The sequence below is a fragment of the Sulfitobacter sp. HI0129 genome, assembly GCF_001635395.1.
Lineage (GTDB): Bacteria > Pseudomonadota > Alphaproteobacteria > Rhodobacterales > Rhodobacteraceae > Sulfitobacter.
This window is the reverse complement of record NZ_LWGH01000232.1, coordinates 1-15,749: the sequence shown is the minus strand read 5'-3', so window position 1 is coordinate 15,749 and position 15,749 is coordinate 1. Positions and strand designations below refer to the sequence as shown.

Annotated in this window: 14 protein-coding genes and 1 pseudogene; 9 read left to right on the top strand and 6 right to left on the bottom strand. The window is 65.1% G+C overall.

The features are described from left to right. Positions 1–61: 61 nt before the first annotated feature. Positions 62–1,291 (bottom strand): sigma-54-dependent transcriptional regulator, encoded by a 1,230-nt coding sequence (locus tag A3764_RS03790; RefSeq protein WP_067926377.1) that lies wholly within the window; start codon positions 1,289–1,291, stop codon positions 62–64. Then, positions 1,288–3,045, bottom strand: a complete 1,758-nt coding sequence (locus A3764_RS03785) for an ATP-binding protein (RefSeq protein ID WP_067926381.1) — start codon at positions 3,043–3,045, stop codon at positions 1,288–1,290. Before A3764_RS03785 ends, A3764_RS03790 begins: the two co-directional genes overlap by 4 nt. 58 nt (positions 3,046–3,103) lie before the next feature. Between A3764_RS03785 and A3764_RS03780 the strand changes: the two genes are divergently transcribed. Beyond that, positions 3,104–4,291 (top strand): cytochrome P450, encoded by a 1,188-nt coding sequence (locus tag A3764_RS03780; RefSeq protein WP_067926384.1) that lies wholly within the window; start codon positions 3,104–3,106, stop codon positions 4,289–4,291. Between the two features lie 5 nt (positions 4,292–4,296). Here the strand turns inward: A3764_RS03780 and A3764_RS03775 are convergent, their stop codons facing one another. Then, on the bottom strand, positions 4,297–4,758 hold the full coding sequence (locus A3764_RS03775; protein WP_067926388.1) for an Lrp/AsnC family transcriptional regulator: 462 nt from the start codon (positions 4,756–4,758) through the stop codon (positions 4,297–4,299). A gap of 137 nt (positions 4,759–4,895) precedes the next feature. Here A3764_RS03775 and cysG point away from each other — a divergent pair, with 137 nt between their 5' ends. The 7 genes from cysG (at position 4,896) to A3764_RS03740 (ending at position 11,272) form a co-directional block, all read left to right on the top strand. Further along, entirely contained in the window at positions 4,896–6,290 is a 1,395-nt protein-coding gene (cysG, locus tag A3764_RS03770; protein WP_067926392.1) for a siroheme synthase CysG, read from the top strand. Then, positions 6,290–6,586 (top strand): DUF2849 domain-containing protein, encoded by a 297-nt coding sequence (locus A3764_RS03765; RefSeq protein WP_067926395.1) that lies wholly within the window; start codon positions 6,290–6,292, stop codon positions 6,584–6,586. The genes cysG and A3764_RS03765 overlap by 1 nt, the downstream gene beginning before the upstream one ends. After that, positions 6,586–8,250, top strand: coding sequence for a nitrite/sulfite reductase (locus tag A3764_RS03760; RefSeq protein ID WP_067926398.1), 1,665 nt, complete (start codon positions 6,586–6,588; stop codon positions 8,248–8,250). Before A3764_RS03765 ends, A3764_RS03760 begins: the two co-directional genes overlap by 1 nt. Next, positions 8,240–9,028, top strand: coding sequence for a phosphoadenylyl-sulfate reductase (locus A3764_RS03755; RefSeq protein ID WP_067926401.1), 789 nt, complete (start codon positions 8,240–8,242; stop codon positions 9,026–9,028). The genes A3764_RS03760 and A3764_RS03755 overlap by 11 nt, the downstream gene beginning before the upstream one ends. Then, positions 9,025–9,429, top strand: a complete 405-nt coding sequence (locus tag A3764_RS03750) for a DUF934 domain-containing protein (RefSeq protein WP_067926404.1) — start codon at positions 9,025–9,027, stop codon at positions 9,427–9,429. The genes A3764_RS03755 and A3764_RS03750 overlap by 4 nt, the downstream gene beginning before the upstream one ends. A gap of 106 nt (positions 9,430–9,535) precedes the next feature. Continuing rightward, positions 9,536–10,372: a ferredoxin--NADP reductase gene (locus A3764_RS03745; protein ID WP_067926407.1), complete on the top strand. Its 837-nt coding sequence runs from the start codon at positions 9,536–9,538 to the stop codon at positions 10,370–10,372. A 462-nt stretch (positions 10,373–10,834) separates the two neighbouring features. Continuing rightward, a complete protein-coding gene (locus A3764_RS03740; protein WP_330220470.1) occupies positions 10,835–11,272 on the top strand; it encodes a LysE family translocator in 438 nt (145 codons plus the stop codon). Between the two features lie 162 nt (positions 11,273–11,434). Here the strand turns inward: A3764_RS03740 and A3764_RS03735 are convergent, their stop codons facing one another. After that, the gene (locus A3764_RS03735) at positions 11,435–12,841 is read right to left on the bottom strand and encodes a hypothetical protein (RefSeq protein WP_067926410.1); all 1,407 of its coding nucleotides are present in this window, start codon (positions 12,839–12,841) and stop codon (positions 11,435–11,437) included. A 117-nt stretch (positions 12,842–12,958) separates the two neighbouring features. Between A3764_RS03735 and infC the strand changes: the two genes are divergently transcribed. Beyond that, entirely contained in the window at positions 12,959–13,549 is a 591-nt protein-coding gene (infC, locus tag A3764_RS03730) for a translation initiation factor IF-3 (protein ID WP_150120863.1), read from the top strand. Between the two features lie 107 nt (positions 13,550–13,656). On the opposite strand, the gene A3764_RS03725 is transcribed toward infC, so the two are convergent. Further along, entirely contained in the window at positions 13,657–15,369 is a 1,713-nt protein-coding gene (locus A3764_RS03725) for an OmpA family protein (protein WP_067926413.1), read from the bottom strand. A gap of 146 nt (positions 15,370–15,515) precedes the next feature. After that, positions 15,516–15,749 (bottom strand): annotated as a pseudogene (locus A3764_RS03720) (FAD binding domain-containing protein); the annotation flags it as partial.

Here is a 15,749-nt window from a genome sequence, read left to right as displayed (position 1 = left end):
TCACGCACATTGTGCGAAAATCCGCACAGGTAATGCCGGGCTTGTGCGGTTTTCCGCACAGTCACGATCGGAAGGTTTCCGGTTTGATCCCGTAACGGGCCAGTTTGTCGTAGAAGGTCTTGCGCGGCAGCTTCAGCGCCTGTGCCGCATCGCTGGCACTGCCGCCCGCCCGCCGCAGCGCCGTACGCAAGAGCGATTGTTCCACCTGCGCCATCTGTTCCGCCAGCCCGAGCGAGGCGTCAGCCCGCGGCTGTTCGTTCACGCCCATCACCAGCCGCATCGCCTCGGACATCAGGGCGCGGGCATTGCCGGGCCAGTCCCGGGACATCAGATCGGCCACGATCTCCGGCGTGACGTCGGGCGGGCGCAGGCCAGCCTGTTCGGCCGCCTGATCCACGTAACGGCGGAACATCTCGGGGATGTCCTCGGGCCGTTCGGCAAGCGCGGGGATGCGCACCTGCATCACGTCGAGCCTGAAATAGAGATCGGCGTTGAACGCCCCCTCGTCTACCGCGCGCAGCAGATCGCGGGTGGCCCCGGCAATAAGTCGCGCGCGTCCGGGCTGTTCCAGCGCCTCCCCCAGCGAAAGCTGCGTCTGCGCGGGAAGCTGCACGATCTCATCGAGAAAGAGCGAGCCTTCCCCGGCATCGCGCAGCGCCTCCTCCAGCCCCTCGGGCGAAAGCCCGGCGGCGGCACGTTTCACGAAAGGCGCCTTGGACCGCAGGGAAGACAGGTGGATCACCTCCGACACTTTCGAGATGCCGGTGCCCGGCTGGCCGGTGACCAGCACGTCGCCTTCCGTGCGCGCCGCGCGGCGCACGCGGGCGCGCAACCCTTCGGCCAGATTGGAGGTGCCGAAGATCATCCGCGCCGCCGGATCGCCGCTTTCGACCACATGGCGCATCCGCCGGAGTTCGAGCACCAGTGCCCGGCTTTTCAGCGCCCGTTCCACCACCGCGACCAGATCGGCAGAGGCACAGGGCTTTTCCAGAAACCCGAAGGCGCCGCGCGTCATGGCCTGCACCGCCATCGGGATGTCGCCCTCCCCCGTCAGCAGGATCACCGGCAGATCCGGATCCTGCGCATGGGCATAGTCCAGCAGATGAAAGCCATCCCGCCCGGGCATCCGGATGTCGGACAGGATCACCCCGTCGAAGCGTTGCGAAATGCGGTCTTTCGCCGCCACGAAGGAGCCTGCCGGAATGGGGCGCATATCGGCCAGTTCCAGCGTCTGGCAGAGCGCTTCGCGCACGGCGGCGTCATCGTCCACCAACAATACATCGCGTGTCATGCAGCCTCCGCCGCGGGATCGGTCCGTTCGAGCGTGACGGAAAAGACAGCGCCCGTTCCGGTATTGGCACCCCGGATCTGGCCGCCGAAACTTTGCACGATGCCGTAGCTGATCGAGAGCCCCAGCCCCATGCCGCCGGTGCCGCCGACGCCCTTGGTGGTGTAGAAGGGATCGAACACCTTGTCGGGCGTCTCGATCCCCGGCCCGGTGTCCTGCACCAGAACGACGACGCGGTCGGCCTCGGTTTCCATTTTCACGGTCAACCGCCGTTCGTCGCTGTCGGCCATGGCATCGGCGGCATTGGCGATGAGGTTGACGAAGACCTGCCCCAGACGCACCTCGCCCCCCCGAACCCAGAGCGGTTCCGGCGGGGGCGCATAGACCAGCGTCACCCCCGCGTCACGCAGGGTCGTTTCCGTCAACTCGATGGCGGCGCGCAGTACCGCGCCCAGTTCCACACGTTCCTGCCGCATGTTGTCCTGCCGGGCAAAGGCGCGCAGGTTCTGGATGATCCGGCCCATGCGCCGGGCCAGATCGGCGATCCGGCCAAGGTTGTCGGCCGCCCGTGCTGCATCGCCCCGGTCCAGAAACTGCTGACCGTTTTCGGCAAAGGAGCGGATCGCCATCAACGGCTGGTTCAATTCGTGGCTGATACCGGCGCTCATCTGACCCAGTGCGCTCAGTTTGCCCGCCTGCACCAGATCGGCCTGCGCGCGGCGCAGGGCCTTTTCGGCCTCCTCACGCTCGGCGGCTTCGCGCAGCAACCGCTGGTTGGTGTCATGCAGCGCGGCGGTCCGCTTGGCCACCCGCGCCTCCAGCAAGGCGTTGGCGCGCGCAAGGGTCTGCCGCCGCTCGGCGGCGAGGTAGAGCAGCGAGCCAAAGGCAAGGCAGAGCGCGGCCACCGCCGCCGCCTGCGCCACGGCCAGCCGCCGCAACGGCGCGGTATCGAGCAGTACCTCCCCCGTCAGGCCGATGACCGGCAGCGCGCGCGTCAGGTGCAAGGCCTCCAGCGGCAGGTATTTCCCCATGCCCAGCCGCCACAACTCATGCCCGCCCACCACGCGCTGCTCGAACGCCGGTGCGGGGGCGTCCGGTGGGGCCAGCGGCGCCCCCGTGATCCCGCGCCGCCAGAACAGCATCTCGGACCGGTTGGTGATCAGCACGACGCCTTTCGCATCGGTGAAATAGGTGGCGGGGGTGCTGCCGCGCCAGTTGTAATCGATATTGCGCAGATCGGTGGTGACCATCACCGCCCCCTGCACCGCCCCCTCCGGGCCAAAGACCGGGGCCGCGTGGAAAAAGGCGCGCGATGTCAGGGGCGAGGCGTCACCATGCCCCCAGCCAAGCGCCCCGTTGAGCGCCCGGCGCAGGAATCGCGGCCTGCCCATGTCGCGGCCCGGGGCGGAGAGTGAGGCCGCGATGACACGGCCCTCGGTATCCACCACCGCCACGTCCAATGCCGCCGTCTTGTCGGCCACCCGCTGCAACAGGTCCGAAGCGCCCGATATTCCGCGCCCCGCCTGCAGCAACTCATCGACCACCGGATGATCGGCCATCAACACCGCAAGGTCGCGATACCGCTGCAACTGGCCGACCAACCGGTCACTGGCGAGGGCGAGGTCCGCCTCCCCCCGCGCTTCGAGCTGGTCGAGGCCCTGCATGAAACTCAGCCGCCAGACCGCCGTCGCCAGCGTCGCCACGACCGCCAGAAACGCCAATACGACGACGATGCGATGCCTGCGTGCCCTGATCATCGCAGCAGATTGCACGACAGCCCTTGCCTTGACCAGACCCCGGGGGTCATCTGCGGGGATGCAAACACTCGATCTATCCCCCCGCGACCCGCAGTTCGTGCAGAACCCCTATGCCGCCTACGATGCGGCGCGGAGGCGCGGCCCCGTGCTGTATTGGGAGCAATACGGCATGGCCGCCGTCTTCGACGCGGCGTCGGTGCGGGCGCTGTTGCGTGACAAGCGGCTGGGGCGCGAAGCGCCTGCCGGGGCGGAGACAGACACGCCCGCCCATCTGACGGCGTTTCACGCGGTCGAAGCCCATTCGATGCTGGAACTGGAACCGCCCCGCCATACCCGCTTGCGCGGGCTGGTGCTGCGGGCCTTCACCTCGCGCCGGATCGCCGGGCTCGGCCCCGACATCGCCGCCGTGGCAGACGCGTTGATCGCCGCCCTTCCCCGCGATGCCCCTTTCGACCTTGTGGCGGCCTATTGCACCGAACTCCCCGTGCGCATCATCGCCCGCCTTCTGGGCGTGCCGGAGGATATGGCCCCCGATCTGCTGCGCTGGTCGCACGACATGGTGGCCATGTATCAGGCCCGGCGCGAAAGGGAGATCGAACATCGCGCCAATGCCGCCGCCGCCGAATTCACGGCCTTCCTGCGCGACTATATCGAACACCGCCGTGACCGCCCCGGGGATGACCTGATCTCTCACCTCATCGCGGCACGGGAAGAGGACGGCGCGCGGCTTTCGACCGACGAGATGATCGGCACCTGCATCCTGCTGCTGAACGCGGGCCACGAGGCCACGGTGCATAGCCTCGGCAATGCCGTGAAGTGCCTGCTGGAGCACGACACACCGCTGACAGCACTCGCCCCCGACCGGGTGGCGGCGACGGTGGAGGAACTGCTGCGCTACGACCCGCCGCTGCATATGTTCACCCGCCATGTCTACGAAGACGTGGACGCAGGCGGTGAGACCCTGTGCGCAGGCAGCGAAGTCGCCCTGTTGCTGGGTGCGGCCTGCCGCGACCCGGCCCGCTTTGTTGATCCGCATATCTTCGACCCGGCCCGCACACCGGCCCCCCATGAAGCCTTCGGGGGCGGGCCGCATTTTTGTATCGGCGCGCCGCTCGCCCGGCTGGAAATGCAGATCGCCCTGCCCCGGTTGTTCGACGCCCTGCCGGGCCTCAGGCTGGCCGGGGCGCCGCACTACGCCGACAGCTACCATTTCCACAAGCTCGACCGCCTGATGCTGCAGGCCTGAGCGCGTCAGAGCGGCAGCATGGTGGTGGACTTGATCTCCTCCATCGACAGCAGCGCCGTGACATTGTGCACCCGCACCTCAGAGATGAGCGCCTGATAGAAAACGTCATAGGCGCGGGCATTCTTGACGCGCACCTTCAGGATATAGTCGATATCGCCCGCCAGCCGGTGCGCCTCCTGCACTTCGGGCCGGTCCTGCAGCGCCTTGAGGAAGGCGGCTTGCCATCCCGCGTCATGCTCCGAGGTGCGGATCAGCACGAAAAAGCACGCCTCGAATCCCAGCGCCTCGGCATCCAGCACGACGGTATGCTGACCGATGACGCCCGCCTCCCGCATCTTGCGGATTCGGTTCCAGACGGGCGTCTTGGAAGAGCCCACTTCACGCGCGATATCGTCCAGCGACTGGCTGGCGTCGCGCTGTAGCTGAGCCAGAATTTTCCGATCGGTCTCATCTATCCGAACACTCATTCCAAAGTTCTCCTTCTTGCGCGACAGGCGTTCTCAAAAAGCCGGTGGCTGGTACGTATGTCCTTATTCACCGCCCCCGCTAGCGAAATATCAGAAAATTTTCCTATGTATAGCCTCAAGCAACGCGAGGACGCCCAATGGATCATTTTCCCATCTTCCTTTCCACCAAAGGACGGCATGTCGTGCTGTCCGGTGGCGGCGAAGCGGCGCTGGCCAAGCTGCGGCTCCTGCTGAAAACCGAAGCCCGCATCCACGTCTTCGCCCCCGACCCCGCGCCCGAGATCATCGCATGGGCGCAGGCGGACAGGCTGATCCTGCAGCAGCGTCCGCTGGCGGCGGGCGATGTCGCCGGGGCCGCCCTCTTCTATGCCGCCGACGAGGATGAGGACCAAGACGCCCGCACCGCCGCCATCGCCAAGGCCGAAGGTGCGCTGGTGAACATCGTGGACAACCTGCATGACAGCGCCTTCATCACCCCCGCCATCGTCGACCGGGACCCGGTGACCGTCGCGATCGGCACCGAAGGTGCTGCCCCCGTTCTTGCCCGCGCCATCAAGGCCGACCTCGAAGAGCGTCTGCCCAGCACGCTTGGCACCCTCGCGCGGATCGGCAAGGGCTTCCGCAAGATGGCGGATGCCCTGCCCTTCGGTCGCGCCCGCCGCGATTTCTGGCGCGAGTATTACTTCAGCGCCGGCCCCCGGGCGATGGATGCCGGGGCGGATCATGTGCCCGCGGCCCTCGATGCGCTGCTTGAGGATCATCAGAGCCGCCGCGCCCGTGATGGCCATGTCGCCTTCGTGGGCGGCGGCCCGGGCGATCCGGAACTGCTGACACTCAAGGCGCGCCGCGCCCTCGATGAAGCGGATGTGGTGATCTATGACCGGCTCATCTCCCCCGCGATTCTCGAACTCGCCCGCCGCGAGGCGCTGATGATCGACGTGGGCAAGGAAGGCTTCGGCCCCTCCACCGCGCAGGAAACGATTAACGACCTGCTGGTGGAACACGCCCGCAAGGGCGCGCAGGTGGTCCGGCTGAAATCCGGCGACGCCACCGTTTTTGGCCGTCTCGACGAAGAGATCGAGGCGCTCGATGCCCATGGGCTGGGCTGGCATATCGTGCCGGGGATCACTTCCGCCTCCGCCGCCGTGGCGGCCATCGGTCAAAGCCTGACCCGCCGGGGCCGCAATGCCGCTGTCCGGTTCATCACGGGCCATGACATGAAAGGCTTTGCCGATCACGACTGGGCCGCGCTGGCCCGTCCGGGCGAAGTTGCCGCGATCTACATGGGCAAGAAATCCGCCCGCTTCATTCAGGGCCGACTGCTGATGCACGGCGCCGACCGTCATACGCCTGTCACCGTGGTCGAGAATGCTTCGAGACCGGAGCAGCGCGTTCTGGCCACCACGCTGGACCGTCTGCCCGCCGAATTGGCGGCAGCCGAGATGACCGGCCCCGCCCTGACCTTCTACGGTCTGGCCCCGCGTGCCGCGGCCCAGGCCCTGACAGACATGCCGATCGAGGAGATGGCCTGATGCCCAAACCCTTCACCCCCAAAGTGGTCACCGCCAATGCGCTGCTGGAAGGCGACGTGATCTACCAGACCGCGACGGGCTGGACCCGTGATCTGGCCGAGGCCGAAGTCCTCACAGACGAGGCGGACGCGGAGCTGCGCCTGATCGACGCGATGCAGCAGCAGGACAAGGTGGTTGGCGCCTATCTCGCGGACATGAAGATCGACGGGGGCCGTCCCCGTCCCACCCACTTCCGCGAAGATTTCCGCGCCACCGGCCCGTCCAACTACACGCACGGCAAACAGGAGCGTATCTGATGTACAGCTACACCGAATTCGACGAACAATTCCTCGCCGAAAGGAACGCGCAGTTCCGTGCCCAGGTCGAGCGCCGCATCGACGGCTCGCTCACCGAGGATGAGTTCAAACCCCTCCGCCTGATGAACGGCCTCTACCTTCAGCTGCATGCCTATATGCTCCGGGTGGCGATCCCCTATGGCACGCTGTCCTCGCGGCAGATGCGCAAGCTTGCCGATATCGCGGAACGCTGGGACCGGGGCTATGGCCATTTCACCACCCGGCAGAACATCCAGTACAACTGGCCCGAACTGCGCGACGTGCCCGATATGCTGGACGCGCTGGCAGAGGTGAACCTGCATGCCATCCAGACCAGCGGCAACACCATCCGCAACGTGACGGCGGACCATTTCGCCGGCGCCGCCGCGGATGAGGTCGCCGATCCGCGCCCCGTGGCCGAGCTGATCCGCCAGTGGTCGACCGACCACCCGGAATTCCAGTTCCTGCCCCGCAAGTTCAAGATCGCCGTCACCGGCGCCGAAGCGGACCGCGCCGTGATCAAGGCGCATGATATCGGGCTGCGCATCGTCGAGCGTGACGGCGAAATCGGCTACGAGGTCGTCGTGGGCGGCGGTCTGGGCCGCACGCCGATGATCGGCAAGGTGCTGAATGACTTCGTCTCGCAGGACGACCTGCTGCCCTATCTCGAGGCCATCGTCAGCGTCTACAACCTGCTGGGTCGGCGCGACAACAAGTACAAGGCGCGCATCAAGATCACCGTCCACGAGAACGGGATCGACGATATCCGCGCCCGGGTGGAGGAACGCTTCGCCCTGATCCGCCCCCGGTTCACCGGCGTGGACCAGCAGATGCTGGCCCGGATCGAGGCCGACTTCGCAGCGCCTGCGTTCAAATCCGCGCCCACGGCGCCCTACGACCGCGCGCGCGAACAATACCCGGCCTTCCGCGCCTGGGCGGATACGAACCTCGCGGCGCATCGCAACCCCGATTACGCCATCGTCACGATCAGCCTGAAAGCCCACGGCAAGACGCCGGGCGATGCCACGGCGGCGCAGATGCGCCTGATGGCGGACCTCGCGAAGCGCTACGGCCATGACGAGCTGCGCATCAGCCACGAACAGAACGTGATCCTGCCGCATGTGCACAAGGGCGATCTTCCTTCCGTCTATTCGGCGCTGCAGGCCGAAGGGCTGGGCACGGCCAACGTCGGCCTCATCTCCGACATCATCGCCTGCCCCGGCATGGACTACTGCGCGCTTGCGACCGCCCGGTCGATCCCGATCGCACAGGACATCGCCACCCGTTTCGACGAGCTGAAGCTGGAGCACGACGTGGGCCCGCTCAAGATCAAGATCTCGGGCTGCATCAACGCCTGCGGGCACCATCACGTGGGCCATATCGGCATCCTCGGGCTGGACCGTGCCGGCGTGGAAAACTACCAGATCACGCTGGGCGGTGACGGCACCGAAACCGCGACCATCGGCGAACGCGCCGGCCCGGGTTTCTCCGCCGATGACATCGTTCCCGCGGTCGAACGGCTGGTGATGGCCTATCTCGACCGGCGCGAAGACCGTGAAGAGACATTTCTGCAAACCTACCGCCGCCTGGGCCTCGCACCCTTCAAGGCAGCGCTCTATCCGCAGGACCAGGCCGATGCCGCTTGATCGCCCGCCCCTTCCAAATGGGGATCAAATCCCCCCCGGAGGGCCGGGGTCGGTAGAGGCGCTGCGCCAGAAGGCGCAAGACCTCAATGCCCGGCTGCGGCACCACTCCGCGACGGATGTGCTGCGCCACGCCCGGGACGAGATCCCGCGGCTGGCGCTCGTGTCCAGCTTCGGGGCGGATTCGGTGGCCCTGCTGCATCTGACCGCGATGGTGGACAGATTCGTGCCGGTGGTCTTCATCGACACGCAGATGCTCTTTGCCGAAACGCTGGTCTACCAGCAGGAACTGGCCGAACGGCTGGGCCTGCGCGATCTGCGCATCCTGCGCGCCGAGGACATGGAAAGCCACGACCCCGACGGCACCCTGCACCGGACCAACCCTGACCTGTGCTGCCAGCTGCGCAAGACAGCACCGCTGGACAAGGCCCTAACGGAGTTCGATGGCTGGATCACCGGGCGCAAGCGGTTCCAGTCCGGTCGCCGCGCGGCGCTGGAATTCTTCGAGGTCGAAACCCCCGATGGCGCCGCCCCCCGGATCAAGGTCAACCCGCTGGCCTATTGGTCGGCCCAGGACGTGGCCGATTATATCGCCGAAAACCGCCTGCCCCGGCACCCGCTGGTGGCACAGGGCTATCCGTCCATCGGCTGCGCGCCCTGCACCTCCCCCGTGGCGCCGGGCGAAGACCCCCGCGCGGGGCGCTGGCGCGACAGCGACAAGGACGAATGCGGCATTCACTTTATCGGCGGCAAGATGGTCCGCCAGAAAGAGCAGACATGAGCATCATCGTAACCGACAAGGGCTTCGGCCCCGACGACTGGGCAACAACCTTTTGCAAGGACGGCGCGGCCAACGATTGTCCCGCTATCGACCTGCCGTCGGATACCCGCCCGGAGGACGTGACGCTGGCCCCGGCCCTGCGCATGATCCGCGTCGATTTCCCCTCCTTCGCGGACGGGCGCGGCTTTACCATCGCCCGCGCCCTGCGCCTGCGCGGCTATACCGGTCGGCTGCGCGCCCGGGGCCATGTCATCGCCGACCAATACGCCATGGCCCGCCGCGCTGGCTTCGACGAGGTGGAGATCGACGAGGAACTGGCCGCGCGTCAGCCCGAAGACCAATGGCTTGCACGCGCCGACTGGCAGGCGCATGACTACCAGTCGCGCCTGCGCGGCGCCTGAGCCTTGATCCGAGCCTGAGCAAGGGCCCTCGCCCGACCCGCTCAACCGTTATTGAATTCGCCGAGCATAGCATATATGCAGGCCCAAACTTGTTAGTGTAGAAACAATGAACAAAGCCGTATCCGTGACCGATTCCGCCGCCCGTGCCGTTCCCTCGCTGCCCGATGCGCAGACCGTGACATCCGTGCGCCACTGGACCGACAAGCTGTTCTCCTTCCGCGTGACCCGGCCCGCCTCGCTGCGGTTCCGGTCGGGCGAATTCGTCATGATCGGCCTGATGGGCGATCCGCACCCCGAGACGGGCAAGCAAAAGCCGCTGCTGCGCGCCTATTCCATCGCCTCGCCCGCCTGGGACGACGAACTGGAGTTCTATTCGATCAAGGTGCAGGACGGGCCGCTGACCTCGAAGCTGCAGCATATCCAGCCGGGGGACGAGATCATCCTGCGCCCCAAACCCGTGGGCACGCTGGTGCATGACGCGCTGCTGCCGGGCAAGCGGCTGTGGTTCTTCGCCACCGGCACCGGCTTCGCACCCTTCGCCTCGCTCCTGCGGGAGCCCGAAACCTACGAGAAATTCGATGAGGTCGTGATCACCCACACCTGCCGCGACGTGGCCGAACTGGCCTATGGCGAGGAACTGGTCAAATCCCTTAAGGACGATCCGCTCATCGGCGAGATGGTGGAAGACAAGGTGCGCTACTACCCCACCACCACCCGCGAAGACAGCCCGGTGATGGGCCGCATCACCACCCTGCTGCAGAACGGCACGGTGTTTGCCGATCTCGACCTGCCGGTCATTGACCCGGAAACGGACCGCGCCATGGTCTGCGGCAGCCTTGGGTTCAACAAGGACATCAAGGAAGTGCTGGAAGGCTTCGGCCTCGTCGAAGGCGCGAACTCCGATCCGCAGCATTACGTGGTCGAAAAAGCCTTCGTGGACTGACACCACATTACGGGTCTTGCATGAAGAAGGGCCGCGCATTACGCGCGGCCCTTACCGTATGTGTTGCACCAACGCGGCACGGTCCCGGCAGTGTCAGATTGCCGTCATACGGACGCCTTCGCATAAATCCGCGACAGTGTTGGGATCTTGAACGTCGGTTGTGCGGGGCTCTCATGCCGTTCGGCTTGCGGAATTGAGCGACTGCATTAGTAATTTGACTGACCTTCAGGATAGACCGTAGCATTCAACCAAAGTCTGGAGGAGTGCGTTCGTGGCCATGGAAACCTACCTAGTCTATCTCGCGGCTGTCGCAGTCTTCTTTGCGACGCCACCTGACACGAGCCAGTTACTCATTATCTCGAATAGCGCAAAGCATGGCATTCGGCGCAGCGCATATACGATTGTCGGAGATTTAGCCGCGAATAGCCTGCAGATGACGGGGCCGCGTTCGGTCTCGCAGCGATCATCGCGACCTCCGGCAGTGCCTTCACTCGGATCAAGTGGCTCGGAGTCGCGTATCTTGTTTGGATCGGCGTTCAGCTGATTTTGTCGAAAGAACAATCGGCTGACGTAGAGGCTAATATATCTAGCCAGTCAATTCGACTGTTCCGACAAGGCTTCGTCACTTCCATGGCAAATCCGTTTGCAGTTGTATTCTTCGGAGCCCTTTTCCCCCAATTCATTGACCCTACGTTGCCGGTTTTGCCGCAGTTATTTATCTTGGGCATAACCTATCTCATCGTTGATGGAGTGATACTTCTCATTTGGGGATGGCTGGGTGACCGAGCGGCGTCAGCACTCAAGCGACGCTCTTTTGGGCTAATCAATAAGGTATGTGGAGCACTGATGGTGGCCGCCGCCGCGTTGCTGGCCAGCAAAGACTTTGAGCCTCAGAAATAGACCGCATTGAGAGTCAATGCCGACCTTCGCCGCAACATACTGAGTTGAGGCTTGGGCTCAGACCGGACATAGCGACGGCAGCTTCTCGACTTTACATGCAACACATACGGAAAGGGCCGCGCATCACGCACGGCCCTTTGTCGTACGCCTTGAAGCTGAGGGTCATTCGACCGCGGGCGTCGCCTCTTCCTCGGTCAGGGTCTCGCGTAGCTCTTCGAGCATCATTTCCAGCAATTCCGGCGTGTTCTGCGCGTCCTGCAAGCCGGCCTTCAGCGTTTCCTTTTCCTCGTCCGACAGCGCGGAGGCGTCGATCAACTCTTCTGCCCGCACCAGATCGAACCCTTCGACGGTCAGCGCCTCGTCCTCTGCCGGGGCCACTGTGACGGCGTCTGAATCGTTGGCCTCCACCGTTTGTTCGGGCACCGCCGCGTCGGGCGCGTCGGGTGCGGTCTCTTCCGCTGCCGTGATGTCGGATTCAGGCTCGGCTGTCGTCGTCCCGGTCGTCGCCGTAGCAGTCGCATCGGCTTCGGCAGGGGCTTGCCCTGCCCCGTCGGTCGCCTCGGCGTTCACCCCGGCTTCGGCCTCGGTTTCGACCGTATTCCCGTCAGTGGCGTTGGCATCCGCGGTTTCCCCATCCGAGGTGATGGTATCGATCAGGGCTTCTTCTGATTCATTCTCTTCGGCGGTCGCATCCATGCTCTCGGGGGCTTGGGTATCGGAAGGCTCTGTCGCGTTACCTTCATCCTGGGCCGCACTGTCGCCCGCGTCACCGTTTGCACCGGCCTCGGCATCGGCTGTGCCTTCCAGCGGCTCCCCTTCGGGGGTCGGCGGATTGCCTTCGCCGTCAGTCACGATGATCTCGTCATTCTCACGCGTGGCTTCCAGCTCCTCCACGACCGCATCGTCCTGCGCCTCGGGGGCGGTGCTTTCCGCTTGCCCGGCCTGCGCTGCGGGTTGATCTGTCGCTGTCTCCTCCCCGGTCTGCGGCTCGATCACCGGTGCATCCTCGGGTTTGCCGTTCATTGTGCTGACAGCGCCCTCGGGCATGTTCACGCCACTGTCGGCAACACTGGCCGTGGTGCCTGTCTCCGCGAAGGAGTTGATGCCGCCCGCTTCGCCAAGGGCCGCGGCGCTGTCACCGCCCGCGTCTGCGTCCATCGTGCCGCTCCGGTCCGTCAGCGTGGTGGTGCCTGCGCCGCCCACGGGATGAACCTCGGCCGGCATGTCGGTGCGCGCGGTATCGGCCCCCGCGTCATTGCCCTGCAGGTCCTGCGGAACCGTGCCGCCGGAAAAACCCTCTGCCGCGTGTTCGTTCTCAGCCGCGTTCTCGCCAGAGAGGGAAAGTGTCTCCCCCACCACAACCAGCGCTTCCCTGGTCGCTTCCCCGGCTTCGGCCAGGACCTCGGGTGCATTGACCTGATCCGATACGTCGCGTGCCACGTCTGCCGGTGTCTCGCCCGAGAACAGCCACCATCCCAGCAGGACGATTCCCCCCGCAACCACGATCCAGACCAAGTTCTTCATCTCTACATCCCTTTCAAAGCGCAGGGTGCCGCCGTCCTGACGCATGGGCGGCCCCTTCCTGTGAAATGAGCGCCAATCCGTCGCATATCAAGGAAAATTTGCGCCCCCGGGCCCGGGATGCCGGCATTTTGCGCCTTGAAGAACCCCCGGACGGGGTTTACCTTGCAGCCCTGCAATTTCTTCAACAATCAAAGGACATTCATCATCGCTCGCAGACCCCACAATGCGCCGCCGCAAAGAGACACCGGCCCGCGCGTCAACGACAAGATCCGTGCCCCCGAAATCCGACTGATCGGAGCCGATGGCGAAAATGTGGGCGTCGTAACGCCTTCGCGCGCCATGCAGATGGCCGAGGACGCCGGACTGGACCTCGTGGAAATCTCGCCCAATGCCAATCCCCCGGTCTGCAAGATCATGGATTTCGGCAAGTTCAAATACGAACAGCAAAAACGCGAGAGCGAGGCGCGCAAGAAGCAGAAGACCATCGAGATCAAGGAAATCAAGTTCCGTCCCAACACCGACACGAACGATTACGACGTGAAGATGCGGAACGTGTACAAGTTTCTCGAACAGGGCGACAAGGTGAAGATCACACTGCGGTTCCGGGGGCGCGAGATGGCGCACCAGAACCTCGGCCGGGAACTGCTGGAGCGTGTGGCGGAAGACACCAAGGAACACGGTCGTGTGGAAAACTTCCCCAAGATGGAAGGCCGCCAGATGGTGATGCTGATCGGGCCGTTGCCGCACAAGTGAGCATGTGAAGGATAGCGCCTTGCCAATGGGCGGCGCCTTGATCATCCGAAACGTAAAACGCCCCCGCCAGTTTGGCGGGGGCGTTTTCGTTTGGCGTTCAGCCTAGCTTACCGCAGCAGCGGCGTGATGTTGCGGACCACCGCGCGGCGGTTGCGGGGTTCGGCATTGGGCGTCGGGATGCGCAGCGCGCTTTCACCGTAGCCTTGCGTCACCAGGTTGGCCGCGGGCACGTCGAAATATTCCGTCAGGGCAAGGGCCACGGTTTCGGCGCGCCGGTCGGACAAGGCGAGGTTATAGGTCGCATCGCCCACCGCATCGGTGTGCCCTTCCACGAGGATCACGGTCCGGGGATCGTGCTCGATCAGGTGGCGCAGCGTTGTGCCGATTTCAGCCAGTTCCCGTGCCTGGTCGGGCTGGATCGCGGCAGAGCCGGTGGCGAACTGGACCGCGTCCAGTTCCAGCTGCGGCGCCAGTGCGCGCACCTGCGGGATCTCACGCACCTGACGGAGCGAGAAGGTCCGCTCCCGGTCCCCCTGAAGCTCGGCCTCAAGCGCTGCCCGCAGGGCAGCTTCGTCCTGATTGCCCACACGCTGGACCGTCTCGGCCACCTGCGGCAGTTCGTTCACGACGATCTCTTCTTCGGCGACCGTATCGTCGAAGAGCACGTATTCACGGCCCTGCGGGTCGATGTTGATGCGGCGCAGCACCGTGCCATCGCTGGCGAGGATCGTCACAACCTGCGAACCGTCGGGCTTGGTCACGGTCAGGCGGCTGGAGCCATCGGCGAAACGTTCGGTCTGCACTTCGTCGCCCGGGCGACGTACCAGTGCGGCGTCGTCCTTCAGCACGCGCAGGCCACCGGCGGAATCTTCCACCACAACCCGGTCACCGGAGCGGCTGACCACGCGGTCACCGTTATTGAGGACGGACCCCACGGCGACGGCACCAAGGCCAAGCAGCAATGCCTTTTCGAACTTGCTCAGACCCGAATCATCATCCGGCTGGGCAGTGGCACTGGCGCTCGCATCGCCGGTCACGGCGGTGTCGAATTCCTCGTTGGAGGTACGCACGCTCTCTTCGGTGACTTCCTCAGTGACGACTTCGCCTTCCTGCTCGCTCGCGGCAGCGGCGGCGGCCTGACGGTCAGCGGCGCGGCGCTGTTCGAGTTCTGCCAAATCGGCGGCAATCTGCGCGGCGCGGGCGTCTTCCTCGGCCTGGGCCTCGGCGGCAGCCTGTGCATCAGCGTCGGCCTGCGCCTGTGCTGCGGCTGCATCTTCGGCGGCCTGCGCGTCCTGAGCAGCCTGTGCATCGGCAGCGGCCTGCGCATCAGCAGCGGCCTGTGCTTCGGCGGCCTGTGCGGCCTCTTCTGCAGCCTGCGCTTCCGCAGCCTGGGCGGCCTCTTCGGCGGCCTGAGCATCAGCGGCAGCTTGCGCTTCGGCAGCCTGTGCTGCTTCCTCGGCGGCTTGTGCATCGGCAGCGGCCTGCGCTTCGGCAGCGGCCTGTGCGTCAGCGGCGGCCTGCGCTTCGGCATCCAGACGTTCGATCACTTCGATCGTGCGGGCATCCAGATCACCGGGCGTGGCAGTCGTGCCCATGGCGGTGGCTTCGGAGCGTACCTGCTGGCGCACTTCCGCCACGGTCTGCAGCTCAAGAGTGCTGTCGATTTCGATATCGGTGCCGATCACGCAGGGAAAGACCGTCTGCTCGGACGGCTGGTTTTCATTACACTGCGGGATGTCGGACTGGGCGAAAGCCCCATGCGGCAACGCCAGCGACAGGCACAGGCCCAGCGATGTTGTCGATTTCAGAAGCTTATTCATGATGGTTCCTCATTATTCGTTGCTGCGCCGTTCGGGCAGCGCTTGGCCCTAAACGCACGAATAATGGGGTTGTTCCACGCGGCGGGCGCGAAACATGAAAGGGGGTCGCCCGGCAGCGGGCGGCCCCCCCTTGCAACGTCTGTCGATCAGGCGATCGAAGCGACGGCGCGCTGGGTCATCACACCTACGAGATGGGCGCGATAGGCGGAACTGCCGTGCAGGTCGCCGATCATCCCGTCAGCGGAGACAGACAGGCCCTTTACCGCATCGGCGCCGAAATTGCCGTTCAGCGCCTCTTCGGCTTCGGTCCAGCGAAAGACGCCGTTTTCCGACGCGCCGGTAATCGCGACCCGGACCCCGTCGGAAAAGCGCGCGACGAA